26 protein-coding genes and 1 tRNA gene are annotated in these 23,253 nt (G+C 71.0%); 17 read left to right on the top strand and 10 right to left on the bottom strand.

Features of this window, described 5'->3' with window-relative positions:
• Positions 1–48 precede the first annotated feature (48 nt).
• The 4 genes from PSH03_RS31225 (at position 49) to PSH03_RS31210 (ending at position 1,429) form a co-directional block, all read left to right on the top strand.
• Positions 49–381 (top strand): hypothetical protein, encoded by a 333-nt coding sequence (locus PSH03_RS31225; RefSeq protein WP_238691216.1) that lies wholly within the window; start codon positions 49–51, stop codon positions 379–381.
• The gene (locus PSH03_RS31220) at positions 378–827 is read left to right on the top strand and encodes a MerR family transcriptional regulator (RefSeq protein WP_238691215.1); all 450 of its coding nucleotides are present in this window, start codon (positions 378–380) and stop codon (positions 825–827) included. The genes PSH03_RS31225 and PSH03_RS31220 overlap by 4 nt, the downstream gene beginning before the upstream one ends.
• Positions 828–861: 34 nt before the next feature.
• The gene (locus tag PSH03_RS31215) at positions 862–1,206 is read left to right on the top strand and encodes a YnfA family protein (RefSeq protein ID WP_210781018.1); all 345 of its coding nucleotides are present in this window, start codon (positions 862–864) and stop codon (positions 1,204–1,206) included.
• A 76-nt stretch (positions 1,207–1,282) separates the two neighbouring features.
• The gene (locus PSH03_RS31210; RefSeq protein WP_238691214.1) at positions 1,283–1,429 is read left to right on the top strand and encodes a hypothetical protein; all 147 of its coding nucleotides are present in this window, start codon (positions 1,283–1,285) and stop codon (positions 1,427–1,429) included.
• A 75-nt stretch (positions 1,430–1,504) separates the two neighbouring features.
• Here the strand turns inward: PSH03_RS31210 and PSH03_RS31205 are convergent, their stop codons facing one another.
• The 5 genes from PSH03_RS31205 to PSH03_RS31185 all read right to left on the bottom strand — a co-directional run bounded on the left by PSH03_RS31205 (position 1,505) and on the right by PSH03_RS31185 (position 5,001).
• Positions 1,505–1,912: an arsenate reductase ArsC gene (locus tag PSH03_RS31205; RefSeq protein ID WP_238691213.1), complete on the bottom strand. Its 408-nt coding sequence runs from the start codon at positions 1,910–1,912 to the stop codon at positions 1,505–1,507.
• 17 nt (positions 1,913–1,929) lie between these two features.
• The gene (arsB, locus tag PSH03_RS31200; protein WP_308194411.1) at positions 1,930–3,033 is read right to left on the bottom strand and encodes an ACR3 family arsenite efflux transporter; all 1,104 of its coding nucleotides are present in this window, start codon (positions 3,031–3,033) and stop codon (positions 1,930–1,932) included.
• A gap of 47 nt (positions 3,034–3,080) precedes the next feature.
• Entirely contained in the window at positions 3,081–3,737 is a 657-nt protein-coding gene (locus tag PSH03_RS31195; RefSeq protein ID WP_210781016.1) for an arsenate reductase ArsC, read from the bottom strand.
• Positions 3,730–4,428, bottom strand: coding sequence for an arsenate reductase/protein-tyrosine-phosphatase family protein (locus tag PSH03_RS31190; protein WP_238691212.1), 699 nt, complete (start codon positions 4,426–4,428; stop codon positions 3,730–3,732). The genes PSH03_RS31195 and PSH03_RS31190 overlap by 8 nt, the downstream gene beginning before the upstream one ends.
• A 195-nt stretch (positions 4,429–4,623) precedes the next feature.
• The gene (locus PSH03_RS31185; protein ID WP_210781014.1) at positions 4,624–5,001 is read right to left on the bottom strand and encodes an ArsR/SmtB family transcription factor; all 378 of its coding nucleotides are present in this window, start codon (positions 4,999–5,001) and stop codon (positions 4,624–4,626) included.
• An 85-nt stretch (positions 5,002–5,086) separates the two neighbouring features.
• On the opposite strand from PSH03_RS31185, the gene PSH03_RS31180 reads away from it, so the two are divergent.
• From PSH03_RS31180 to PSH03_RS31155, 6 genes are all read left to right on the top strand, one after another.
• Complete coding sequence (locus tag PSH03_RS31180) at positions 5,087–5,236, top strand: hypothetical protein (protein WP_210781013.1); 150 nt, start codon at positions 5,087–5,089, stop codon at positions 5,234–5,236.
• Between the two features lie 22 nt (positions 5,237–5,258).
• Positions 5,259–5,519, top strand: a complete 261-nt coding sequence (locus PSH03_RS31175) for a hypothetical protein (RefSeq protein ID WP_238691211.1) — start codon at positions 5,259–5,261, stop codon at positions 5,517–5,519.
• Complete coding sequence (locus PSH03_RS31170) at positions 5,516–6,769, top strand: M28 family metallopeptidase (RefSeq protein WP_210781011.1); 1,254 nt, start codon at positions 5,516–5,518, stop codon at positions 6,767–6,769. The genes PSH03_RS31175 and PSH03_RS31170 overlap by 4 nt, the downstream gene beginning before the upstream one ends.
• Positions 6,759–7,109, top strand: coding sequence for an ArsR/SmtB family transcription factor (locus PSH03_RS31165; protein WP_210781010.1), 351 nt, complete (start codon positions 6,759–6,761; stop codon positions 7,107–7,109). The genes PSH03_RS31170 and PSH03_RS31165 overlap by 11 nt, the downstream gene beginning before the upstream one ends.
• Positions 7,109–7,600 carry a GNAT family N-acetyltransferase gene (locus PSH03_RS31160; protein ID WP_210781009.1) on the top strand — a complete coding sequence of 164 codons (492 nt, stop codon included), beginning with the start codon at positions 7,109–7,111 and terminating at the stop codon, positions 7,598–7,600. Before PSH03_RS31165 ends, PSH03_RS31160 begins: the two co-directional genes overlap by 1 nt.
• Positions 7,601–7,675: 75 nt before the next feature.
• A complete protein-coding gene (locus tag PSH03_RS31155; RefSeq protein WP_238691210.1) occupies positions 7,676–9,094 on the top strand; it encodes an NAD(P)-binding domain-containing protein in 1,419 nt (472 codons plus the stop codon).
• Positions 9,095–9,199: 105 nt separating this feature from the next.
• Here the strand turns inward: PSH03_RS31155 and PSH03_RS31150 are convergent.
• The 5 genes from PSH03_RS31150 to PSH03_RS31130 all read right to left on the bottom strand — a co-directional run bounded on the left by PSH03_RS31150 (position 9,200) and on the right by PSH03_RS31130 (position 13,671).
• A tRNA-Lys gene (locus PSH03_RS31150) sits at positions 9,200–9,275 on the bottom strand.
• Between the two features lie 157 nt (positions 9,276–9,432).
• A complete protein-coding gene (locus PSH03_RS31145) occupies positions 9,433–10,395 on the bottom strand; it encodes an aldo/keto reductase (RefSeq protein WP_210781007.1) in 963 nt (320 codons plus the stop codon).
• Between the two features lie 51 nt (positions 10,396–10,446).
• The gene (locus PSH03_RS31140; protein ID WP_238691209.1) at positions 10,447–11,601 is read right to left on the bottom strand and encodes a glycosyltransferase family 4 protein; all 1,155 of its coding nucleotides are present in this window, start codon (positions 11,599–11,601) and stop codon (positions 10,447–10,449) included.
• Positions 11,602–11,621: 20 nt separating this feature from the next.
• The gene (locus PSH03_RS31135) at positions 11,622–12,611 is read right to left on the bottom strand and encodes a UbiA prenyltransferase family protein (RefSeq protein WP_238691208.1); all 990 of its coding nucleotides are present in this window, start codon (positions 12,609–12,611) and stop codon (positions 11,622–11,624) included.
• A gap of 28 nt (positions 12,612–12,639) precedes the next feature.
• Positions 12,640–13,671, bottom strand: a complete 1,032-nt coding sequence (locus PSH03_RS31130; RefSeq protein WP_210781124.1) for an NAD-dependent epimerase/dehydratase family protein — start codon at positions 13,669–13,671, stop codon at positions 12,640–12,642.
• Positions 13,672–14,184: 513 nt separating this feature from the next.
• Here PSH03_RS31130 and PSH03_RS31125 point away from each other — a divergent pair.
• The 7 genes from PSH03_RS31125 to PSH03_RS31095 all read left to right on the top strand — a co-directional run bounded on the left by PSH03_RS31125 (position 14,185) and on the right by PSH03_RS31095 (position 22,803).
• Entirely contained in the window at positions 14,185–15,288 is a 1,104-nt protein-coding gene (locus tag PSH03_RS31125; protein WP_210781004.1) for an endonuclease/exonuclease/phosphatase family protein, read from the top strand.
• A gap of 203 nt (positions 15,289–15,491) precedes the next feature.
• Positions 15,492–16,517 carry a glycosyltransferase family 2 protein gene (locus PSH03_RS31120; protein WP_210781003.1) on the top strand — a complete coding sequence of 342 codons (1,026 nt, stop codon included), beginning with the start codon at positions 15,492–15,494 and terminating at the stop codon, positions 16,515–16,517.
• A 97-nt stretch (positions 16,518–16,614) separates the two neighbouring features.
• Positions 16,615–18,432, top strand: a complete 1,818-nt coding sequence (locus PSH03_RS31115; protein ID WP_238691206.1) for an AfsR/SARP family transcriptional regulator — start codon at positions 16,615–16,617, stop codon at positions 18,430–18,432.
• A gap of 42 nt (positions 18,433–18,474) precedes the next feature.
• Positions 18,475–19,587 (top strand): lysylphosphatidylglycerol synthase domain-containing protein, encoded by a 1,113-nt coding sequence (locus tag PSH03_RS31110; protein ID WP_238691205.1) that lies wholly within the window; start codon positions 18,475–18,477, stop codon positions 19,585–19,587.
• Positions 19,588–19,642: 55 nt separating this feature from the next.
• Positions 19,643–20,785 carry a glycosyltransferase family 4 protein gene (locus PSH03_RS31105; RefSeq protein ID WP_210781000.1) on the top strand — a complete coding sequence of 381 codons (1,143 nt, stop codon included), beginning with the start codon at positions 19,643–19,645 and terminating at the stop codon, positions 20,783–20,785.
• 23 nt (positions 20,786–20,808) lie between these two features.
• Positions 20,809–21,822, top strand: a complete 1,014-nt coding sequence (locus PSH03_RS31100) for a glycosyltransferase family 2 protein (RefSeq protein WP_210780999.1) — start codon at positions 20,809–20,811, stop codon at positions 21,820–21,822.
• A 42-nt stretch (positions 21,823–21,864) separates the two neighbouring features.
• Complete coding sequence (locus PSH03_RS31095; protein ID WP_238691204.1) at positions 21,865–22,803, top strand: oxidoreductase; 939 nt, start codon at positions 21,865–21,867, stop codon at positions 22,801–22,803.
• The last annotated feature ends 450 nt before the right edge of the window (positions 22,804–23,253 follow it).

Genomic DNA, 23,253 nt, shown 5'->3' with positions numbered 1-23,253 from the left:
GCGTTGGGCTTGCATCCGGTACTCAGGTACACGCTTACCGTCGTTGGTATGACCACTGACTCCCAGCCGTGGGTGCCCGAGTCGTGCACCCTGCCGAGCGGGCAACGGCCGCTGCGGCTGGCCGAATTCGACTACCTGTTCGCCACCGCCCTGTTGGCGCAGCAGCGGCTGTCCCCCACCGAGATGCGGTGGCGTCTCGACCCGACCGCCGAGGCCACCACACGGGACCTGATCGGCCGGGAAAGCTCCTGCTGCTCGTTCTTCACGTTCACCCTCGCCGCCGACACCGGCACGCTGCGTCTCGACGTGCGGGTGCCGGCCCAGCACGTCGACGTCCTCGACGCGCTCGCGCTGCGAGCCGCCGCCGGGATGACGGCGTGAGCGGATTGCGCAGCGGCCAGGTCGCCGCCGCAGCCGGGGTGCACCCGCAGACACTGCGCTACTACGAACGCCGCGGACTGCTCGCCGAACCGGACCGAAGCCTGGGCGGGCACCGCCTCTACCCAGCCGAAGCGGTCACCGTGCTGAGGGTGATCAAAGCGGCGCAGCGGCTCGGGTTCACCCTCGACGAGGTCGCCGAGCTGCTCGACGCGGGCCGGCACCGTCACGGCCGCCACACCGATGCCGGCCTGCGGGTCCGCGCCCAAGCGAAGCTCGCCGAGGTCGAGGCGAAGATCGCTGATTTGCAGGTCATCGCCGGCACACTGCGCGCCGCAGTGAAGGCCGGCTGCGACGACCTCGTCGAGTGCGCCGGCCAGCCGTGCTGTCCCATCCCCTTCGCCACCATCGCTCCAGGAGGTGCCTGTTCGACCGGGTCACCGGCATGATCGGGGTCCGCGGGCACATCGGTACGGTCCACGGATGACCGTCGTCCGCTCGATCCTGCTGTTCATCGTCGCCGCCCTGTTCGAGATCGGCGGGGCGTGGCTGATCTGGCAGGGCTGGCGCGAGCACCGCGGCCTGTGGTGGATCGCCGCCGGCGTCATCGCCCTCGGCGCGTACGGATTCGTCGCCACCTTCCAGCCCGACCCGAACTTCGGACGCATCCTCGCCGCCTACGGCGGCGTGTTCGTGGCCGGATCCCTCGCCTGGGGGGTGATCGTCGACAAGTTCCGACCCGACCGGTGGGACGTCATCGGCGCCGGCATCTGCCTGATCGGCGTCGCCCTGATCATGTACGCGCCGCGTTCGGCAGGCGGCTCCTGATCGTCACGGAGCCGACCCTGCACGCTCAGGCGCCTCGTCGAGGCGCACGCCTGGCACCGCGCCGTAGCGTGGCGGGGTGGCAGCACCCCAACATGGCCGCCCGCACGATCAGCGGCTCATCCGAGCCGCCCACCTCACCGGGTCGGCGTCAGCGACACTGGTGGACGCGGGGCGCACGGCCAAGGCCACGGTCGCCGACATCAGCGCCCGACTCGCCGGGTAACCCGGGAGGAAAACCGCGGCCCGTGTGTCGTGGCCTGGGTCGTGGGTGGCCCGGCGGGCGGCGACGAGGGCGGCGTCAGGCGCTTGGGCGCAGCTCGATGAGGAGCTTCTCCACCCGCCCCCGGATGTCGTCGCGGATCGGGCGGACGGCGTCGACGCCCCTGCCGGCGGGGTCGTCGAGTTTCCAGTCCTCGTAGCGCTTGCCGGGGAAGACCGGGCAGGCGTCCCCGCAGCCCATGGTGACTATGACGTCGGAGGACTCCGCGGTCTCGTACTCCAGAAGTTTCGGGGTCTGGTCGGTGATGTCGATGCCGACCTCGCGCATGGCCTGCACGGCGGCGGGGTTGACGGTGTCGGCGGGGGCGGAGCCGGCGGAGCGGACTTCGACGGTGTCGCCGGCGAGGTGGCGCAGCCAGCCGGCGGCCATCTGGGAGCGGCCGGCGTTGTGGACGCAGACGAACAGGACGCTGGGCTTGTCACTCACGGTGTTTCCCTTACCGGTTAGGCGGCTGTCGTGGCGGAAGGCGTAGACGTGAAGAAGCGGCGGCGTGCCCACAGCGAGACGTAGACGAGGCCGACGAGGACGGGCACTTCGATCAGGGGGCCGACGACGCCGGCGAGGGCTTGGCCGGAGGTGACGCCGAAGGTGCCGATCGCGACGGCGATGGCGAGTTCGAAGTTGTTGCCGGCGGCGGTGAACGCCAGCGTGGTGGTGCGCTGGTAGCCGAGGCCGATGGCCCGACCGAGGGCGTAGGAGCCGGCCCACATGAGTGCGAAGTACACCAGCAGGGGCAGGGCGATGCGGACGACGTCCAGGGGTCGGCTGGTGATGGCGTCGCCTTGCAGGGCGAACAGGATCACGATCGTGAACAGCAGCCCGTAGAGGGCGGCCGGGCCGATGCGGGGCAGGAAGCGGGCCTCGTACCAGGTGCGGCCCTTGGCGCGTTCGCCGACGCGGCGGGTGAGGTAGCCGGCGAGCAGTGGGATGCCGAGGAAGATGAGCACGTTAGCGGCGATGTCCCAGGCCGAAACCGTCAACTCGGCGCCGGAGAGCCCCAGCCACTGGGGAAGCACGGCGAGGTAGAACCAGCCGAGCAGGCCGAAGGCGATGACCTGGAAGACCGAGTTGAGCGCGACCAGGACGGCGGCGGCTTCCCGGTCACCGCAGGCGAGGTCGTTCCAGATGATGACCATGGCGATGCAACGGGCCAGGCCGACGATGATCAGGCCGGTGCGGTACGCGGGTTGGTCGGCCAGGAACAGCCAGGCCAGGGCGAACATCACGGCGGGGCCGACGACCCAGTTGAGGACCAGCGAGGAGATAAGCAGCCGGCGGTCGCCGGTGACGGTGTCGAGCCGGTCGTAGCGGACCTTCGCCAGCACCGGGTACATCATGATCAGCAGACCGGCCGCGATCGGTAGCGAGATCCCGCCGATCTGCACCGCGTCCAGGGCGCTGTTCAACCCGGGGATCAGCCGACCGAGGAGCAGGCCGGCGACCATCGCCAGCCCGATCCACACGGGGAGGAACTGGTCGAGTCGGGAGAGGCGGCCGACGACGGCGTTCTCGCCGGAGTCGATGTCAGGGGCGGTGCGGGTGCTCACGGGCACTCCCGTCGGTTCTCGGTCGCTGGTGGTGTGGATCGGGTCTGTCATGCCGGGTGGGCGACGTGGAGGTCGTCGAGGAGGCGCCGGACGCGGCGTTCGATGTCGTCGCGGATCGGCCGGACGTCGGCGAGGTCGCGCCCGGCGGGGTCGTCGAGGTCCCAGTTCTCGTAGCGGGTGCCGGGGAAGACCGGGCAGGCGTCGCCGCAGCCCATGGTGATGACGACGTCGGCGGCGCGGATGACCTCGTCGGTCCACGGCTTGGGGAACTCCGCGGCGATGTCGATGCCGCGCTCGGCCATCGCGGCGATGGCGGCGGGGTTGACCTCGGCGCCGGGTTCGCTGCCGCCGGACCACGCGACCGCCTGGTCGCCGGCGAGGTGGGTGAAGAACCCCAACGCCATCTGCGAGCGGCCGGCGTTGTGGGTGCACAGGAACAGGGCGACGGGGCGGCCGTCGCGGTGGTGGCCCTCGACGCGGGCGAGGGCCTGCAGGCGCTGGCGGGCGAAGCGTTCGGCGAGCAGCGGCAGGTAGTGGGGGATGCTGCCGGCGGTGGCGAACTGGTCGTAGCTGGTGTGCAGGAACCGCTCGATGGTCTCGGTGCCGTAGACGCCGGTGAACTCCTCGGCGAGGCGGGTGGCGGCGGTGCGCAGGGCGAGCTGTTGGTCGATGGACAGCTGCGGATGGGCGTGAGTGTCAGTCATGGGGTCCTCGCGAGCTCATGGCGGGGGTGATGACGGGGGCGACCCGGTCGACGCGGGCTGCGAGGTCGGCGAACGCCGCCTCGAAGGCGTCGTCGGTGTCCAGGCGGACGGGGTCGGGCACCGACCAGTGCAGCCGGGGCTGGGCTGGGGCGGTGAGTTCCTCGTGGGCGTTGTCGCAGACGGCGATGACCAGGTCGTCGTCGCGCACGATGTCCGCGACACGGTTGGTGCTGCTCGGGTCGAGGGCCAGACCGTGCCGGTGGGCGACGGCGACGGCACGGGGGTGGACCCGCTCGGCGGGCTGTGTCCCCGCGGACGCGGCCGGGGTGTGGGTGCGCTCGGACCAGAGAGCGGCGGCCAGTTGCGAGCGGGCGGAGTTGCGGGTGCACACGAACACCACCCGTCCCACGCCGGTCAGGGGCGTGGGGCGCAGTGCGGTGAGGGCTTCCGGACGCAGCCGCAGGTAGGTGCGGCGCCGGTCACCCTCGGAGCGGCCACGCACGACGAGGCCCGCGTCGGTGAGGACTTTGACGTGGTGGGCGACGAGGTTCGTCGGTATCTGCAGGTCGTGGGCGATTTCTCCGGGCGAGGCGTCGCCGAGGGTGAGCGCGTCCACGATCGCCAGGCGCGCCGGGTCGCCCAGCGCGGCGTGGATCCGGGCGCGCCCCCGCAAGGAAGCAAGCTCAGTCATCATTGACTCAATGATTACTGAGCGATCGTGGGAGTGTCAAACGACGGTTGGGTGGCGGCGCGGGGCGGTCCGCAGCCCCCTCGGGGCGGGGGTCGGTGCAGCGGCAGGTCTTGAGGTAGGACTGCAGTTCGGCCAGCGCTGCCTGAGCCACCCACGTCGCAACCACCCTGGCCGACCCGGGTCGACGGCCAGACCTCAGGCCACGGCGGCCGGTTCGACGCTGAGCAGCCCGGCGAGCTGGCGCAGGATGGCCGGCCGGGCCCGGTAGTACACCCAGGTGCCGCGGCGTTCGGCGTCGACGAGGCCGGCCTCGCGCAGCGTCTTGAGGTGGTGCGAGATCGTCGGCCCGGTCAGGTCGAACGCCGGGGTCAGGTCACAGACGCACGCCTCCCCGCTCTTCGCCGAGGCGATCATCGACATCAGCCGCAGCCGCACCGGGTCGCCGAGCGCCTTGAATGCCGGCGCGAGCACCGCGGCGGTCTGCGCCGGCACCGGGCTCTGCGCCAGCGGCGGGCAGCACGGCGTGTCGGCGGTGAGGTCGATGACGGGAAGCAGCCCGGCTTGCTTTGACATGCCTCTAGGTTGACAGGTGTCTAAGCAGCGTGCAACTCTCTGATTCGACGAACGTCAAGACAGGCGTCGCGGGGAAGGAGTCGGCATGTTCGGCACGACACGGCGTTCAGCGCAGGCTCAGGCGGCAGCGCGGTTCTGTGACTCCTGCGCCCGGGTGTCCACCGCGGCACAGCGGGCGCAGCGGCGCTACGACCAGGTCCGTGACACGGCCCCTGCCCTGATCGGCGTCCGATAACCCCTGATCGAAAGGTTGTGTGATGAGCGAGAACACCCAGACCAACCCCGCGACGGGAGGCGGGTTCGCCGGTGATCCGGGGGCTGCCCTGGCCGTGACCGGCTCCGGTTCCTGCTGCGGCAGCCCCGCGCAGGCGGTCGGCTCGGTCCTCCCGCCCGCCGGGCAATCGCCGACGGCGGGACCGTGCTGCGGCAGCCAGCAGGCCGCCGAAGCGGCCGGCTCCTGCTGCGGCACCGAGGCGAAGACCGAAGCCGTCACGACGGGTCAGGGGTGCTGCGGATGACCGCCGGATCGGGATCGGTCGCCCACCTCGACGCGACACTTCGCCTGGTCTCGGCCGAGCGGATGGCCGCCACGATCTCCGCTCTCGCCTCGGCTGAATTCACCGGCCGGCGGGTCGGCACGGCCGGCGGCGCCGCCGCCCGCGCCTGGCTCGTCGCGCACCTCGCCGACCTCGGCGCGGCGGTCGACACCGACGACTTCCGGGTCCGCAACGTGCCCGAGCTGTACGCGGCGCCGACCGTCGTCTGGGGCGACGGCGACACCTCGACGCGGCTGACGTTCGGCCGCGAGGTCGCGGTCCACTCCGCCTCGGCCGACACCTCTGAGGTCAGGCGTGGCCCGTTGGGTGTGACCGGCAGCGGGGACCCGACCGGCCGGTGGCTGGTGGTGCCCGCGGGCGGGAACCCTCTCGACGCCGCCCGCGACGCCTCGGGCGCCGCGGGTCTGCTGGTGAGCCGGGCTGTCGACGCCGGCGGCTGGCAGTACACCGTCCTCGCCGGCCCGGACCCGGGCCCGTTGCCCATGCTGACCCTCGACGCGGGCACCCACCGCTCCGTCCTGGCCGCCGCCACCGGTGCGGGTTGGTGGAGCGCGAACACCCCGCTGCGCCGCCGCGACGTTACCGGCGCCAACATCCACGCGAGGTTCCCGGCGGTTGCGCCGGGCGGGACCGAGGTGTTGCTGACCGCGCACTACGACGGCGTCGGCGACCATCCCGGCCTGCGTCAACCCGGCGCGTCGGACAACGCCAGCGGCGTCGCGGTGGTGCTGGAAGCCGCCCGAATCCTTGCCGCCGCCCGCCCTGCGGGGGTCGCGGTGGCGGTCGCGTTGCTCGACGCCGAGGAGGTTGGTGCGCTGGGCTCGGCCCACCACAGCCAGCAGTTGCAGGCGGGCGACATTCGGCCGCTGGTCATCAACGTCGACGGTGCCGGGCTGCTCGACCGGGCCGCCGCGGTCGAGGCTGGCGGGCCGGCCCACGCGCTGCTCGCGCTGCTCGATCAGGCCGGGCGGCACACCGGCCTTCCGCTCGCCGCCGGGCCGGTCGCCTCCGACAACCGCCGCTACGCCGCCGCGGGGCTCGCGGCGGTGGGCATCGGCGCCGGCATGGCCGGCTACCACAGCCCCGCCGACACCCCGGACCGCGTCAACCCGCACACCCTCGACGCGATCGCCCGCCTCGTTGTCGCCACCGTCGGCCTGGCCGCCTCCGCACCCGCTACAGTTTCATCGCCGATCGGCGATGAACGATAGAAGAGGTGAAGTCGTGGACGAGTTGCTCGACCGGAGCACCGCGCAGCAGTACGCGTCGTGGTTCCGGGCCCTCGCGGACCCGACCCGGGTTCAGATCGTCGAGTACCTCGCCCGTCACGCCCGACCGATGAGCGTCGGCGAGATCGTCGCCGCCGTCGGCCTGGCCCAGTCCACCGTCTCCCAACATCTGAAGATCCTCACCGACGTGCGGTTCGTCCTCGTCGAGGCGGTCGGCACCGCCCGGCACTACCGGACCAACGACGCCTGCGTCGACTGCCTCCCCTCCGCCGCCGACGTCGTCATGGGCCGACCTGCCCCCCACCCGAACGGAGCGTGCTGATGGTCGACATCACCGTTCGCCCCATGACGGCCGACGACGCCGCCCGGGTGCTCGCCATCTACCAGGCCGGCCTCGACGGCGGCGACGCCAGCTTCGAGACCACGGCACCGACCTGGGCGCAGTTTGACGCCGGCAAACTGCCCGAGCACCGCCTCGTCGCCGTCGACCGCACGGTGATCGGGTGGGTCGCCGTCTCGCCCACCTCAACCCGCGCGGTCTACGCCGGCGTGGTCGAGCACTCCGTCTACGTCGACCCCGCCGCCCGAGGCCGCGGCGTCGCCCGCCTCCTGCTGGACGCCCTGATCGCCTCCACCGAAGCAGCCGGCGTCTGGACCATCCAGTCGGGTGTCTTCGGCGAGAACACCGCCAGCCTCCGCCTGCATCAGCGCGCCGGTTTCCGGGTCATCGGCGTACGCGAGCGGGTCGCCCGCCACCACGGCCGGTGGCGCGACGTGATCCTGCTGGAGCGCCGCAGCCCCGTCATCACCTGACCAACCCTCGGCCCCGACGCACGGCCGCTGTCCACCTGCTTGATTCGACAATTCTCGACACAGAGGAGATAGCTGATGAGCACCCTGAACGATCTGCCCGTCGTGGTGATCGGCGCCGGACCGGTCGGCTTGGCCGCCGCCGCGCACCTGCACGAGCGTGACCTACCGTTCCTGGTCCTGGAAGCCGGTGACACCCCCGCCGCCGCGGTGCGGCAGTGGGGCCACGTCCGGGTCTTCTCTCCCTGGCGGTACAACATCGACCCCGCCGCCCGCCGCCTGCTCGACGAGGCCGGGTGGGTCGCCCCCGACCTGGAGGCCCTGCCCACCGGCGCCGAGTTGGCCGACGACTACCTCCAACCCCTGGCGGTGGTGCCGCAGCTCAAGCCGCACCTGCGCTACGGCGCCCGCGTCGAGGCGATCAGCCGCCTCGGCCTCGACCGCCTACGCACCGTCGGCCGCGACAGCACGCCGTTCCTGATCCGCCTCACCGACGGCCAGGAGGTGCTCGCCCGCACGGTCATCGACGCCTCCGGCACCTGGGGCACCCCGAACGTCCTCGGCTCCTCCGGACTGCCCGCCCGAGGTGAGACCGCCGTCGCGGCGCACCTCGAGCACGCCCTGCCCGACGTCCTGGGCGTCGACCGGGACCGCTTCGCCGGCCGGCACACCCTCGTCGTCGGCGCCGGCCACTCCGCCGCCAACACCCTGCTCTCCCTCGCCGAGTTGGCCGAATCCGCCCCGGGCACCGAGGTGACCTGGGCGATCCGCACCAGCTCACCGGCACGCACCTACGGCGGCGGCGACGCCGACGCCCTGCCCGCCCGCGGCGCGCTCGGCTCCCGGCTACGCGCGCACGTCGACGCCGGCCAGATCCGCCTGCTCACCGGGTTCGCCGTGCACGCCCTCACCCCCACCGACGGTCGGGTTAACGTGGTCGTGCGCCACGCCGACGGCGGCGAAGAGCAGACCACAGTGGACCGCATCGTCGCGGCCACCGGCTTCCGCCCCGACCACTCCATCGCCGCCGAACTGCGCCTCGACCTTGACCCGGTGATGGGCGCCACCCGCGCCCTGGCCCCGCTGATCGACCCCAACGAGCACTCCTGCGGCACCGTGCCCCCACACGGCGTCACCGAGCTCACCCATCCCGAGTCGGGCTACTACGCCGTCGGGATGAAGTCCTACGGGCGAGCGCCGACCTTCCTCATGGCCACCGGCTACGAGCAGGTCCGCTCCGTCGTCGCCGCCCTCGCCGGCGACTGGGCCGCCGCCCGCGACGTCCAACTCGACCTACCCGAGACCGGGGTGTGCAACAGCAACCCGGACGAGTCCGCCAACACCGACAGCTGCTGCGGGCCGGCCCCGGCCGCCCATGCCTCCGGCCGGGGCCTGGCCACCGGCATCTCCGGCGGCCTACTCGCCGCACCCGTGAGCCTGCTCGTCCTCGACGCCGCACCCGCCGACCCCCAGACCGGCGGCCTTCCGCAGGTCTGAGCTGGGATTCGATCCGGATGACGTGGGGCAGCAGGGGATCCCCACCCGCGCCCCACGCATGACCGCAGGGGACATAGCTAGTCAGCTATGTCCCCTGGGTATCGCTGGTGCGCCGCCAGGGACTCGAACCCCGAACCCGCGGATTAAGAGTCCGCTGCTCTGCCAGTTGAGCTAGCGGCGCTCGTCGGCAACGGGAGGACCGTACTGGTTCGCCCCCACCCCTCGACGACCGGGGCTACCCCCGACGTGCATCGGTCCGATATGTTTCCCGGCTCGGCACGATGGCGGGCCGGGGGCCGCCTCGGGAGCATCACGCGTCGCTCCGGCCCACCGTCCGCTCAGCTCCGCAGGTCGAGGAGCGCCTTCCGTTCGACCTCGGTCAGCGGCCCACGGGCCTCGGCGGCGAGGCACTCGGCCAACTCGGTGCGGTTCTTCACGCCGAGCACCACGGTCGCCACGCCCGGGACGCTCAGCGCGGACCGGTGGGCCAACGAGGCGGGCGACTCGCCGAACTCGGCGGCGAGCGCGCGGAACCGCTCCGCCCGGGCGAAGTCGACCGCGACCGGGGCGTCGTCCGCCACGGACCGGTCGATCTCCCCAGTGAGCGCTCCCGCCGCCACGGCACGGATCGCGATCACGCAGACGCCGTCGTCGACCGCGGCTCGGCGGATCTCGTCATTCCGAGGCGCGGCCGACGCGCCGAGCAGCCACATGTCGCCACTGAGGTCAAGGGCGTTCACCACCGCCTGGACCGCATCCGGGCGCGGTTGCTGGTGCATGGCGTCGATCACGGTCTGCGGGTGGCCTACACCGGTCAACCCCCAGGCCCGGATCTTGCCCTCGTCCCGCAGCCGTTCGAAGGTCGGCACCACCTGGTCGCGGTACAGGTCCCAGCCGAGAGTCCGGGGAGTGGGACCGGTCCAGCCGCGCGGGTGTAGTTGGGAGTGGAGCAGGAAGAGATCCAGTTGCTCGCGGCCGAGACGCTTCAGGGTGGCGTGCAGGCTGCGGATCATCTTCTCCGGGAGATCACCACCATCCTGCTCGGGCAATTCGATCTTACTGGTGACGAGGACGTCCGAGGCCGGAATGGCGCGCAGGGCGGCACCGGCGACGTTCTCGGCCGCGTAGCCGTCACCGTAGGTCGGGGCCAGGTCGAGCATCGTGATGCCACCGTCGACCGCCGCCCGCACGGTCGCCACCGCCTCGGCGCGGTCGGTCGCCCCCCAGACACCGCCGATCCCGCCACCGCCCAGGGTGAGCGCGCTGACAGTGCCGAGACGACCGAAATCCCTGCTATGCATCTGCACCTCCGTGACGGAACGTTGCCGCCATCCTACTGACCGGATGAGCACTCACATCAATGCGCCGGCTCGCGCCCCGTGGACCCGGAACAGCGCCGCGTACCGGTCCAGACATCCGTCCACACTGAACTCCTCAAGGGCCCGCTTGGCACCCTCGCGTCGGGTGTCGGCGGCCCAGCCGAGCACGTCCAGCAGGGCCACGCGCAGTCCGGCCGGGTCCCGCGGCTGGACGACCCTCCCCATCCCGGTTGCCAGGACCGGATACCGGCCGCCGGGCAGGTCGGTGGTGACCGACGGGATACCGCACATCATCGCCTCAGCCTGCGCGATACCGAAGGACTCGGCGACTGAGGGCAGGGCGAAGGCGTCGATGGACGCGTAGAAATCACTGATCTGCCGGCCGCGGAGCAGCCCGAGGATCCGGATCCGGGGATCCCGTTCGGCGGCCGCCCGGATCCGGGCGATCACGCTACCGCCCTCGACGGTCAGATAGTCGCCGCCGATCAGCAGCCGCGCCTCACGATCCGGGATCTCGGCGAACGCGGCGACCAGGTAGTCCAGACCCTTGTCCGGCACGATCCGGCCGAGGAAGCCGATATGCGGGCCGCCGGTCTCCCGGTATGCGGCCTCCCCGCCGCGCCGGTCGAGGCAGGGCGCCGGGATCGCGGACCGCTGGCTGGACCGCAGGATCGACCAGAGCTCCGAGTACTGCGCCTGGTCGTCGCTGTTGACGACGACGGCGTCCGAGCGGCGCAGCGTGACCCGCGACGACACCCGTACCGCGGCCATCGCCGCCCGGGTCACCAGGGTGGGCGGCAGCCAGAGGTCGATGTGGTACGTCGTCACCACCGGCACCCGCAGCGGCAGGGCGGTGATCAGCGCTCCCTCCAGCATCGGCAGGTGCAGGTTGACCACCCGCGAACGCCGGGCGACCCGGCGCACCAGCGACGGGAAGCCGGGACTGACCGGGCCACGGCCGACCGAGGCGACCACCGGGCTGCGGTAGACGTCGACGCCGTTGCGGATCTCCCTCAGCGGAAGCGCCGGATCGTGCCGGACGGCGACCACCGCCACCCGCCAGCCCCGCCCGGCGAGGCCCTCGGCGAGCACCCGGGCCACCTCGGTCAGCCCGCTGACGTAGGGCGAGTAGTAGTTGACCGCGACGCAGAGGTCGTATTCGTAGGAGTCTTTGCTGCTCACGCGCATCTCCAAGGGGTGTCGATCGGTTACCAGACGGGCCAGGCGCTGGCCACCATCGCCTGCGCCAGCACCGCGGCCCAGAGGCCGAGATTGACCAGCATCGCGCGGTCCCGGACGAGGTCCTCGACCGGATCACCACCGGATCCACCCATGGTGATCATCTGCAGGTAGCGGTGTACCGCGAACGCGGCGAACGGAAAGGTCAGCCCCGCGGTGACCGGCCCGTACGGCGGTGTCTGGGTCCAGACGAAGCCGACGTAGCCGATCAGCGCCGCCACCAGGTTCACCACCACGACCTGGTCCAGGAAGTGGACCGAGTACGCGCGCAGCGCCGGCCGGTGATCGCCGGCCTCGCCGCCCGCGGCCGACAGGGCGGCGAGTTCGTGGCGTCGCTTGCCGAGGGAGAGCGCGAGGCACGCGCAGTAGACCCCGATCAGCAGCGCCGGATGAACGGCCGCGCCGACGGCGACGGTGCCGGCCAGCACCCGCAGGACGAAGCCGATGGAGACGACCGACACGTCGACCAGGGGCTGGTGCTTGAGCGCCAGGCAGTACCAGAGGTTGAGGGCGAGATAGCCGGCGACGACGACGCCGGTCAGGGCGGGTAGCAGGGTGGCCAGGGCGGCGGTGCCGGCGAGCAGGCCGACGAGGAGGATGACCGCGGCGGTCGTACTCACCCGCCCACTCGCCAGCGGACGGTTTCGTTTGACCGGGTGTAGCCGGTCGCGCTCCCGGTCTCTCAGGTCGTTGAAGACGTACACGGCCGAGGCGGCGGCCAGGAAGCTCAGCAGCGTGCCGAGCAGCGGCACGATATGGGTCACCGCGGCGCCGGGGGCCGCCACCAGCGGCGCCGCCAGCACCAGGCCGCCCTTGACCCACTGACGGGACCGCAGCAGGACGAGCAGTCCGGTGACGCGGGCCAGCGGTTTCAGCGCCTGCACGGCGACGGCCGGGTCGACGGAGACCAGGGGCAGGTCCGACGAGGTGGGGTTCGGGACTTCCAGGGCGTGATTCATGGCGGACCTCTCCTTGCTCCGTGGAGTGTCAGAACAGCGCCTTCGCCAGGCGAAGGGCGCCCTGCTTCCAGGGGTCGCGGTGGGTACGTCCGGCGCTGCGTCGCGCCCCGGCGGCGTTCGCCCGCCACCACGAGTACGTCTTCAACAACGCCTGTTCGTTGCTGAACCGCGGATTGAACCCGAGCCGCTGGGTCGCCCGGTCGATCGAGACGTACGAGTCTCGGGTGAGCTTGTGTACGAGTCGTTTGTAGACCGGAGAGAGGCGCGTCGCGGCGAGCACGCGCAGCGCGGCGACGGCGGGCCCCACCGGCATGGCCAGGACCCGCCTGCCGTGGCCGGCGGCGTCCAGGACCGCCTGGAAGTCCTCCCGTAGCGTGCGGAACTCGCGCGCGCCGATGTTGAACGTGTCGTTGGCCCTGTCGTCGGGCGCCTCGCAGATCAGCTGAATCGCCGCGCAGAGGTCCTCGACGTCGAGCATCTGGGTGGCGACCTCGCCGCCGCCGATCAGCGGGAAGTGCCGGCCCTCCTCGGCCCACTCGAAGAGCATGGCGAAAAGACCGAGCCGCTCCTCGCCGAGGAAGGTCTTGGGCCGCAGGATCGGGGCGCAGAGGCCCCGTGAGCGTTGCCGGAGCACGGCGGTCTCGGCGCCGAGCTTCGCGGCCGAGTAGGGGTCCACCGGTTCGCACGGGTAGTCCTCCGGCGTGGGGCAGTCCCGGGGCAGTCCGTAGACGGCGGTGGACGAGATGTGCACGAACCGGTCCACACCGGCCCGCCGCGCCGCGGCCAGCGCCGAACCGGTGCCGTCCACGTCCACCGATCGGATCTCCGCCGCCCGGTGGCTGGGCAACGCGGCGGCGGAATGGATGACCACGTCGGCGGAGCGGAAGGCGCGGGTCATCGCTTCGACGTCCCGGACGTCGGCGCGGACGAAGGTCGCCCGCTCTCGCACCCGAGGCGCGAGTGGACGGATGTCCACTCCGGTCCATGTCACTCCCGGCCAGGGGCGCGCCAACAGCGCGGTGCCCAACATGCCGGCGGCTCCGGTCACCACAACGTGCACTTCCACCTCCCGTTTCGAAAAGATGCCGCGCTCTCGACGGCAGTGTCACGACTGCAAGGCGGCCACGTTTCCGGCATTCGCCGTTATCGGATATATACCGACTGACCGTCCACCGGCCACAGTTACCGACCAGTCGGGCCGGCCCGCCAAATGCCGGGCAAGTCGCATGTCGGACCGACCAGCCCCGCCCCGCCCGCCGACGCCAACTCCGGGCGAGCGTCGAAATGCTGCGCCTGATCCATTCGGCGGCCCCTTCCTCGGTGGTGAATCCGGTATTGGCGCTCGTGACGCTAGTGAGCGACGATTGCCCCCTCCTTGGTGTCGGGAACAAGCTTCGAGCAAGGTGTCGATCGATACCTTTTTCCCGGCCGGCACCGACCTCGGCGGGAACCGGAGCCACGTAAAGGAGTTGCCATGACGGAAGCGGCGGCGAGAACGACCGCAATAATGGACGAAAAGGATCCGGAGTTGTCGCCGGATCCTTCTGCCCGGTCCCGGAGGGCCCGCTGGGGGGTGCGTCTCGCGGCCGTGGCCTGCGTGGGTTGGCTGGTCCTCGTCGTGCTGCACCACCTGCTCAGTGCCCGGACTTACGTATGGGGACCGGTGGACCTGCTCCCGCCGATCGCCTGGGCGGCGGTCCCGGTGTTGCTGCTGCCCGTCGCCTGGCTGGCGCGGCCGATACGCGGGCGGCTGGTCGGGGCGGCACTGCTCGCACTGGTGCTCGGTCTCGGCTACAGCGGGATCAACTTCGCGACAGTGCTCTACACCCCGCCGCCGGCGCCCGCCGACGCCGTCAAAGTGGTGACCTGGAACACCGAGTACTGGGACCAGGACCGGCGCAACGGCGGGGAGCAGCGCACCACCACGGGGCAGTTCTACGACTTCCTGCGGGAGATGGACGCCGACGTCTACATGCTGCACGAGTACGCCAACGTCGACGACTCGCTGGTCGACATCTTCGCGCAGGCGTACGAGATCGACCAGACGGCGCAGTTGACGGCCGCGTTCCCCGGCTACACGATCGTCCGCGAGGGGCGCAACGTCACGCTCACCCGGCTGCCGGTGGTCGGGCACGCGTGGCTCGACTCCCAGCCGTACCTGCCGGACGATCTGAAGCCGGTGCCGCCGGCCCTCGTCGACCGACCGCTGTTCTACACGTCACAGGCGCTGCGTACCGACATCCGGGTCAACGGCCAGGTCGTGTCGTTCTACAACTCGCACATCTTCCAGCCGCCGGTCCGGATCCTGTTGTTGCGTAGCGACGACGACCGGAACATGTTCGAGATCGATCGGTTCAACTTCGAGATCCGGCAGGCCAGCTACCAGGCCATCGCCGCCGACCTGGAGAAGAACCCGAACCGGGCGGTGATGGCCGGCGACCTCAACACCTCACCGTCGATGAATCTCCTCGACATGGTCTCCGACCGGCTGGTCGACCAGAGCAGGGCACTCTCGTCTCTCTATCCGGCTACCTGGCCGGTGGGCGACAAGCCACTAATGTGGCGTATCGATTGGCTCTTCACCACTCCGGACATCAAGGTGCACAGTTACGACCTGACCCTCCCCAAGGGCCTGTCCGACCACAAGGCCCAGCAGTTCGTCATCTCGGCACCCTGACCGAGATGAGCGTCACATCCGCGCGAAACATGCGGGGGCGGGACAACCCGAGCATTTAACGAGCATGAAATCAATCGACAGCTGTCTACCGGTGTCGATCAGGCACTAAGGTGGTCGACGGGTCTTCTCGACGACGAGAAACCGGCGAGTAGGTGCGATCGTCCACCTCCCAGCGCAGCCGAATTCCTGCCCGAGGAGCATCAATGAAGCCCGCCAAGACGCCACTGGTGTCAGTGGTAATCCCCTGCCACAACGGCCGAAAGACCATCGCCCTGAGCGTGCTCTCGGCATTGCACCAGACCCACCCGTCGGTCGAGGTCATCGTCGTCGACGACGCCAGCACCGACGAGACGCCGGAGATCGTCGGAAAACTCGGTTGCACACTCATCGAACTGACCGACAACGTCGGCGCCGGCCCCGCCCGCAACCGCGGCATCGCCGCGAGTAGCGGCGACATCCTCTTCTTCCTCGACTCCGATGTCGCCCTTGCCCCCGACGCGGTCGCCAACGCCGTGAAGATCTTCGAGGAGAACCCGTCCTACGGAGCCGTCTGGGGCGTCTACGGCGACCGCCCCCTGATCGACGACGGCGTGGTGGAGTGGGTGCAGGTGCTCTACGGCCACTACCGCGCCACCCGCAAGCTCGGGCCGGCCCGGACCGGCCACTTCGCCAGCGGCGCCGTGCCCCGCTGGGTCATCGACGAGATCGGGGCGTTCGACGAGCGGCTGCTCGGCCAGTACGCCAACGAGGACCACGAGTTCAGCCTCCGGATCGCGGAGCACCACCCGGTCATCCGCACCCTGTCCGTGGTCGGGTACCACGACGACGACGACCAGCTGTCCTCGATCCTGCGGAAGCTGTACCGGCGGGCCGGCTCACTGGTTCCCCTCGTCCTGAAGCAACGCGAGCTGAAGCCCGAGCGAGAGGCCACCCACCGGCCCGCCGAGGTCGCGGCCGCCTTCCTGGCCACCATCAGCCTCCCCCTGGCGCTGCTCTCCCCCTACCTGGCAGCCGTTCCGGTCGCCTTCCTGACGTGGTTCATCGGCGTCGACCTCCCCCTGTTGAACTACGTCCGACGCACCGCGGGCTGGCGGATGGTGCCGCCGAGCGCGCTACTCAGTTTTCTGTACAGTCTCGCGATTTCCGCGGGCGCGTTGAGTGGTGGCCTGCGCTACGTACTCGACGCGCGCTTCCGACAGAGGTACCGGACACCGGCCGGCGTCCATTAGTACGCCGGCCGTCGTCAGACGTGATGACCGGGGAGAGCATGTGAGGATCCGACTACTGGGACCCATCGAGGTGGAGTCAGCGGGGGGCCCGCTGGACGTGGGTCCACGTCAGCGTCGTGCGGTCCTGGCGGCCCTTGCCGTGGACGCCGGCACACCCGTGTCGATCGACACCCTGACCGAACGGGTGTGGGGGCCGGCGGCGCCCGAGGCGCCCCGCAGCGCCCTCTACGCCCACGTCGCCCGGCTCCGCCGGGCCCTGGCGCAGGTGGACGACGGCTCCGGCAAACCCATCGGCCTGAGTCGCCACGGGGACGGCTACGTGCTGAACGTCGAGCGCCAACAGGTGGACCTGCACCGGTTGAACGGCCTCATCGACACCGGCCGCGCGGCGACTCGGATCAGCGACGAAGAGCGGATCGCCGCGCTGCGCGAGGCGATGGACCTGTGGCGGGGGGATCCACTCACCACCCTGGCCAGCGACTGGGCCAACCGGGTCAGGCGCAGCGTGGCATCGCAATTGATCAGCTTGGCCGGCGCCTGGGGCACCGAGGAGCTACGGCTCGGCAGCCCGGAGGCGGTCGCCGAGCGGCTGGCCCGGATCCTCGGCTCGTATCCGCTCGCCGAACCGCTCGTGTCGCTGCAGATGCGGGCGCTCTGCGCGATGGGACGTACCCCCGAGGCGTTGCAGTACTACGTCGACACCCGCGCCCAGGTCGTCGAGCAGTTCGGCGCCGAGCCCGGCCCCGAGCTGCGCAACCTTCACGTCGCCATCCTCCGCGGCGAACTCGACGAGCCGTACCCGGGCAACGTCGGCCCGGTCGCCACGCCGATCCGGCACGTGCCGCGGCAGCTACCCGCCGACATCGCCCGATTCTCCGGCCGGCACGACGACCTCGCGCCGATCCTGAACTGGCTGAACCTCGCCAGCACGGGGGACTCGGCCCCGGTGGTGTCGATCTACGGGACCGCCGGGGTGGGGAAGTCCACCCTGGCAATCCACGCCGCGCACAAGCTCAGCGGCCGGTACCCGGACGGCCAGTTGTACATCGCGCTGCGCGGCACCAGCGTGGACGCGAAGCCACTGACGCCGGTCGACGCGCTCGCCCGGCTGCTGCGCACCCTCGGGGTCAGCATGAGCTACGACCAGGAGCAGGTCGACGAGGCCGCGGCCCTGTTCCGCTCTGTCGTCGCCGGGCGGCGGCTGTTACTGGTGCTCGACAACGCCGTCGACGCCGCCCAGGTGCGCCCGCTGCTGCCCAGCGGCGCCGGTTGCGGGACGCTGGTGACCAGCCGACAGCCGCTGGCGGGGCTCAGCGACGTGCGCCAGCTACGCGTCGGACCGCTCACCGTCCCGGACGCCATCGCGCTGCTGAGCCACTGGGTCGGGGCGGAACGGGTGGCGGCGGAGCCCGAGGCCGCGACCGCGATCGCCGAGTGGTGCGAGTGCCTGCCGCTGGCGCTACGTATCGTCGGTGCCCGCCTCGTGGCCCGCCCCGGATGGCCGCTCGCCGAGCTGCGCGACCGGCTCGCCGACGAGCGCCGCCGGCTGGACAATCTCGAGTTCGACGGGGTCGGCCTGCGGACCAGCATGGCCGGCTCCTACGACCGTCTCTCCGGCAGCTCGGACCGCTCCGAGCGCGCCATCGCCGAGGCATTCAAGCTGCTGGGCACGTCGCCTATGACGGAGCTCAGCCGGTCGACCGCCGCTCAGGTGCTCGCCCGCTCGGAGGCACACGCCGAACGCATCCTGGAGCGTCTGGTCGACGCGCAGCTGTTGGAGACCTCGACGCCGGGCAGTTACCGAATGGGTGAACTGCTGCGGCTGTACGCCCGGGAACGCTTTGCCGGGCCCGAGGGAGAAATGACCGGCGAACCGTCGGACAAGGAAGAAGCAAGCGGTTCGCGGTTAGCGTGAGCCACCAGCTCGATTCCTTTCCACGATCGGAGAAGGTGTCGCTTGTCAACAAAAGACCTGGACGCACCGCAGGCCTTCCCCGGAATCAACGTGACAGTGACCGCCGTGCCCCGGAAGCGTTGGCGTTCGGCGGCCCGGCGGGTGCTCATCGGCTTGTTGCTGGCGGTGACCGTGGTCTTCATCGTGCTCGCGCTGCGCGGTCAGGACTGGTCCACGGTCGCGGGCACGCTACGCGGGCAGCGGCCCGGCTTCGTCGTGACGATGGCGGCGCTGGCCGTCCTGGCCAATGCCGCCGGTCTGGTCGCCACGATGGTCTCCTGGCGGGCCATGCTCGCCGGCGTCGGCGAGCGGGTCTCCGCCGTGGACGCGGCCCGGATCTTCTACTTCGGACAGCTTGTCAAGTACGTGCCCGGCAAGGTGATGGGTTTCCTGGTCAGCGTCGAGATGGGCAGGGCCATCGGCGTACCGGCGGGCCGGATGAGCGCGGCCTGGCTGCTGGCCCTGGTGGTGAGCCTGCTGACCGGCGCCACCGTGGGGCTGGCCGCCGGGCCGGAGGTCTTCGGCGCGTCGTCCGGCTGGCTCCTGCTGGCCGTCCTGCCGGTGGCCGCGGTCCTGATCCGCCCCGGTCTGGTGGGCGGGGCGGCGTCCCTGCTCGGCCGGCTGCGCCGCCGCCCGGAGCCGCCGACGGCGATCTGCGGCACCGGCATCCGGCAGGCGGTCGTCGCCCAACTGCTGGCGTGGGTGATCGGGGGCGCCCACCTGTGGGTCCTCGCCGTGGCGATGGGGGCGCCGCCGCTGCGTGCGCTGCCGCTCTGCCTGGGCGCGTTCGGCCTCGGCGCGGTCGCCGGGGTGATCGCCGTCTTCGCCCCTGACGGCATCGGCGTCCGAGAGGTGGTGGTGACGGCCGCGCTCAGTGTCATCCTGCCGATTCCGGTGGCCGGGGTGGTGGCGCTGATCAGCCGGGTCGTGGTGACGCTGAGCGAACTCGCCACCGCCGGGGTCGGCCTGCTGGTGACCGCGGCGGTCATCCGGCGGCACCCGGCCGCGGCAGCTCCCGCCCTGCCCGCGGTGGCGGCGACGGGTCCGGAGCCCACGAATGCCGACTCACCGGCCCCCAAGAAATCGCCAAGAAGCTGGTCACAGGCGAACCACTAATGTGCTCAGGGATTAGGTAATCGGCCGTAGCGATACCTCAGAGAATGCGGTACCCATGCCGGACAGGAAATACGATCTGACGCTAGCGGCCACCCACTACGAGCCGTACGTCAGTGGATTCACGCAGACCGCACGCAGCATCGCCGAGGGAATGGCCAATCGGGGTTGGCGGGTCGCCGTCGTCACCGCCCAGCACGATCCCGAACTGCCGCTGCGGGACACTGTCGGCGGGGTGGACATCTACCGCTCCCCGGTGCTGATGCGGGCGAGGCAGGCGATCTTCGCCCCTCGCTACCCGATCCTGGCTGGCCAGCTGGCACGCAGCTCGTCGCTGCTGCACCTCAACCTGCCGATGCCGGAGGCGGCCCTGCTGATGCCACTGGCCCGCCGCGTACCGGTGGTGAGCATGCTGCACAGCGACCCGCACCAGCCGGCGGGCTGGTCGGGCCGGGCCCTCGCACGCGCCTCGGACGTCGCCTCCCGAGCGGCCATCCGCCGCTCCGCCGCCGTGGTGGCCAGCAGCCACGACCAGGCACACGCCTCGCGATTCTGGCCGGTCATCCGCAACCGCAACTTCACCCCGATCGCGCCGCCGTGCCTGGACCGGCGGGGCGGTGAGCCCCGATACCGCGAGACCGGCCGCCTGCACGTCGGCTTCCTGGGCCGGATCGTGGCGGACAAAGGGATCGGCTATCTGGTCCGGGCGTTCCAGCGGATCGCCGACCCCGACGCCCGGCTGTTGATCGCGGGCAACTACCACGAGGTGACCGGTGGCGATCTCACGGCGGTGCAGTCCGAGATCGACCGGGACAGCCGGGTACGGATCCTCGGCGAGCTGCGCGGCCGGGAGGTCAACGATTTCTACGCCTCGGTCGACGTGTTCGCGCTGCCGGCGGTCGCCAGTTCGTTCGGCACCGTACTGGCCGAGGCGATGATGAGCGGCATCCCGTCGGTGACGACCGATCTTCCCGGCAACCGTTACCCCGTGGCCGCGACCGGATTCGGCCGAGTGGTCCCGCCTCGGGATCCACAAGCGCTGGAACGGGCCATCTCCGAACTGGCGGCGGTGCCGCGGCATTGGAAGGAGCAGAAGGCCCGGGCGGCACGGGCGCGTTTCTCGATGGCGGCGTCGCTGGACGCGTACGAGGTTCTCTTCACCACCCTTCGCGGGCGCACTGCGGCACGGCAACACCGATGAGAAGAAAGAAAGGTTGGAGCCCGATGAACGAGCAGCCACTCGTCTCCGTGATCATTCCGAACTACAACTACGCCAGCACCATCGGCGAGTGCATCAGAGCGGCGAAGAACCAGACGTACCCGGCCGTCGAGGTGATCGTGGCCGACGACGCAAGCACAGACGACTCGGTGGCGATCGCGCGGGCGCTCGACGTCACGGTGTCGCAGGTGCCGGTCAACAGTGGGGTCTCCACGGCGCGGAACCTGGGCGCCCGGCACGCCAAGGGTGAGGTGCTGTTCTTTGTCGACTCGGACGTCGCGCTCGATCCCGACGCGGTCGAGCGGGCGGTGGACCACCTGCGGGAGGAGCCGCGACTCGGCGCGATCTGCGGCATGTACCGGGCCGAGCCGATGTTTCCCGACAGCCTGGTCAAGCGCTACCGCGCCATCCAGCAGTACGTCTGGTTCTGCGAGGTCGAGGGCGCCATCCCGGGTCTGCACTCGGCTCTGTTCGCGATAAAGAAGGAGACGTTCCTGGAGATCGGCGAGTTCAACGACCGACTCCGATGGACCGAGGAGCAGGACTACGGCTTCCGGCTCAACGCCCGGTACGAGGTCAAGGCCGTACCCACCATCCGGGGACGGCACGACCACGACGGCACGCTGCGGGTGATGCTGACCAAGGTGTTCAACCGCACCCGGCTCGGCGCGCCGAACTGGCTGCGGCTGAACAAGCTTCCGGGGGGTGCCGGCACCGGATATCGGGCACTGGGCAGTGCCTTCCTTCTCGCCGCGGTGATCGCGCTGGTCTCGTCGGTGGTCCTCGGCCCGTGGGCTCTCCTCGCCGCCGCGGTGCTGACCGGGATCAGCATCGGGCTCGACAAGCGCACCTACGGCTACGCCTATCGTCACCACGGGATCCTTTTTGGACTACAATTCACGGTGCTTCACCTATTGGTGACGCTCACCTCGGCGGTGGCGGCCGGCATCGGCATTCTGCAGGGACTGCTGTTCCCACGCATGACGCAGCGGCTCTACCGCGTCGAAAACCCCGCCTGACCCACGCGCCAGCAGTAGCGGTGCCCGACCGGAAAGTTGAACATGACCCTTTCTGATCAGCCTGACGACCTGGGTTTCGGGATCGACAGCACAGCGACCGAGGTACTCGCCGGCATCGACCTCTCCGGTAGGTTCGCCATCGTCACCGGCGGATACTCCGGCCTGGGCCTGGCGACCACCCGCGCCCTCGCGGCCGCCAGCGCCCGGGTCCTCGTTCCGGCCCGCCGCACGGACGTCGCGCGGGAGGCGGTCGCAGGGATCGCCGGCGTGGAGGTCGACGAACTCGACCTCGCCGACCTCGGCAGCGTCCAGCGCTTCGCCGACCGCGTCCTCGACGCGGGCCGCCCCATCGACATCCTGATCAACAACGCGGGCATCATGGCTGCCCCGCTGACCCGGGTGGGCGAGGGCTGGGAGGCCCAGTTCGCGACCAACCACCTGGGGCACTACGCCCTGGTCAACCGGCTCTGGCCGGCGCTGACCGCGGAAGGCGGCGCGCGCGTCGTCGTCGTCGCCTCGGGCGCCGGGGAGACCCCGCGCATCAACTGGGACGACGTGCACTTCGAGAACGGCTACGACAAGTGGGCGGCATACAGCCAGTCGAAGTCGGCCAACATCCTCTTCGCCGCCGAACTCGACAGGCTGGGCCGGGCAGCCGGGGTGCGGGCCTTCTCGGTGAACCCCGGCTACATCCTCACCCCGTTGCAGCGGCACCTCTCCAAGGAGGAGATGGTCGGTGCCGGCTGGATCGACGAGAACGGCGCCCCACTGCTGCCCGAGTTCCGGGCACCCGAGCAGGGCGCCGCGACCCAGGTCTGGGCCGCGACGGCACCGCGACTGGCGGATGCGGGCGGCGGCTACTGCCAGGCGTGCGCGGTGGTCAAGACCTTCGATGGCCCCGCCGACCGCGAGGCGGCCGAGCGGCTCTGGGCCCTGTCGGCCGAGCTGACCGACGTCGACGCGTTCGGCAAGTCCGAGTAGTGGAGCGGCGGGCCGGCCGCCGGCCCGCCGGCACATGACACGTGGGGTGGACCCGGCCGGCCGGGTCCACCCCGTTCGACCCGACACCCGCCGCCACACCAACGTGCCGGCGCGACGCTGCGGCCGGGCGGGGCGCACGTCGCCAACTGGTGTCCCTGTCGGGAGCAAGGCCTGCACCGTATGGCGGCGAGCGCTGCGCGGAGTCGAAGAACGCATCCGCTGGCTCCGGTGACCTGGGTCAGGCTTGCGGGACGACCCGGCAAGCCCGACCAGGCACCACCCGTCGCGACAACCACCCGGATGCCCAGCGCTGACAAGGCACAGTGCGGCACGTCGCGGCGCACCCGGTCCTCCAACGTGCCGACCAGCCGCACCATGGACGGGTCACTGCGGGTGAGCGTCGCGGCGTTCGCCTCCCGACAGAGTGCGACCACTCTCCGTGTACGGCGA

The sequence above is a fragment of the Micromonospora salmantinae genome (assembly GCF_022230905.1).
Classification (GTDB): domain Bacteria; phylum Actinomycetota; class Actinomycetes; order Mycobacteriales; family Micromonosporaceae; genus Micromonospora; species Micromonospora salmantinae.
Note: the sequence above shows the minus strand (reverse complement) of the source record. Positions and strands in the feature narration are given on the sequence as shown.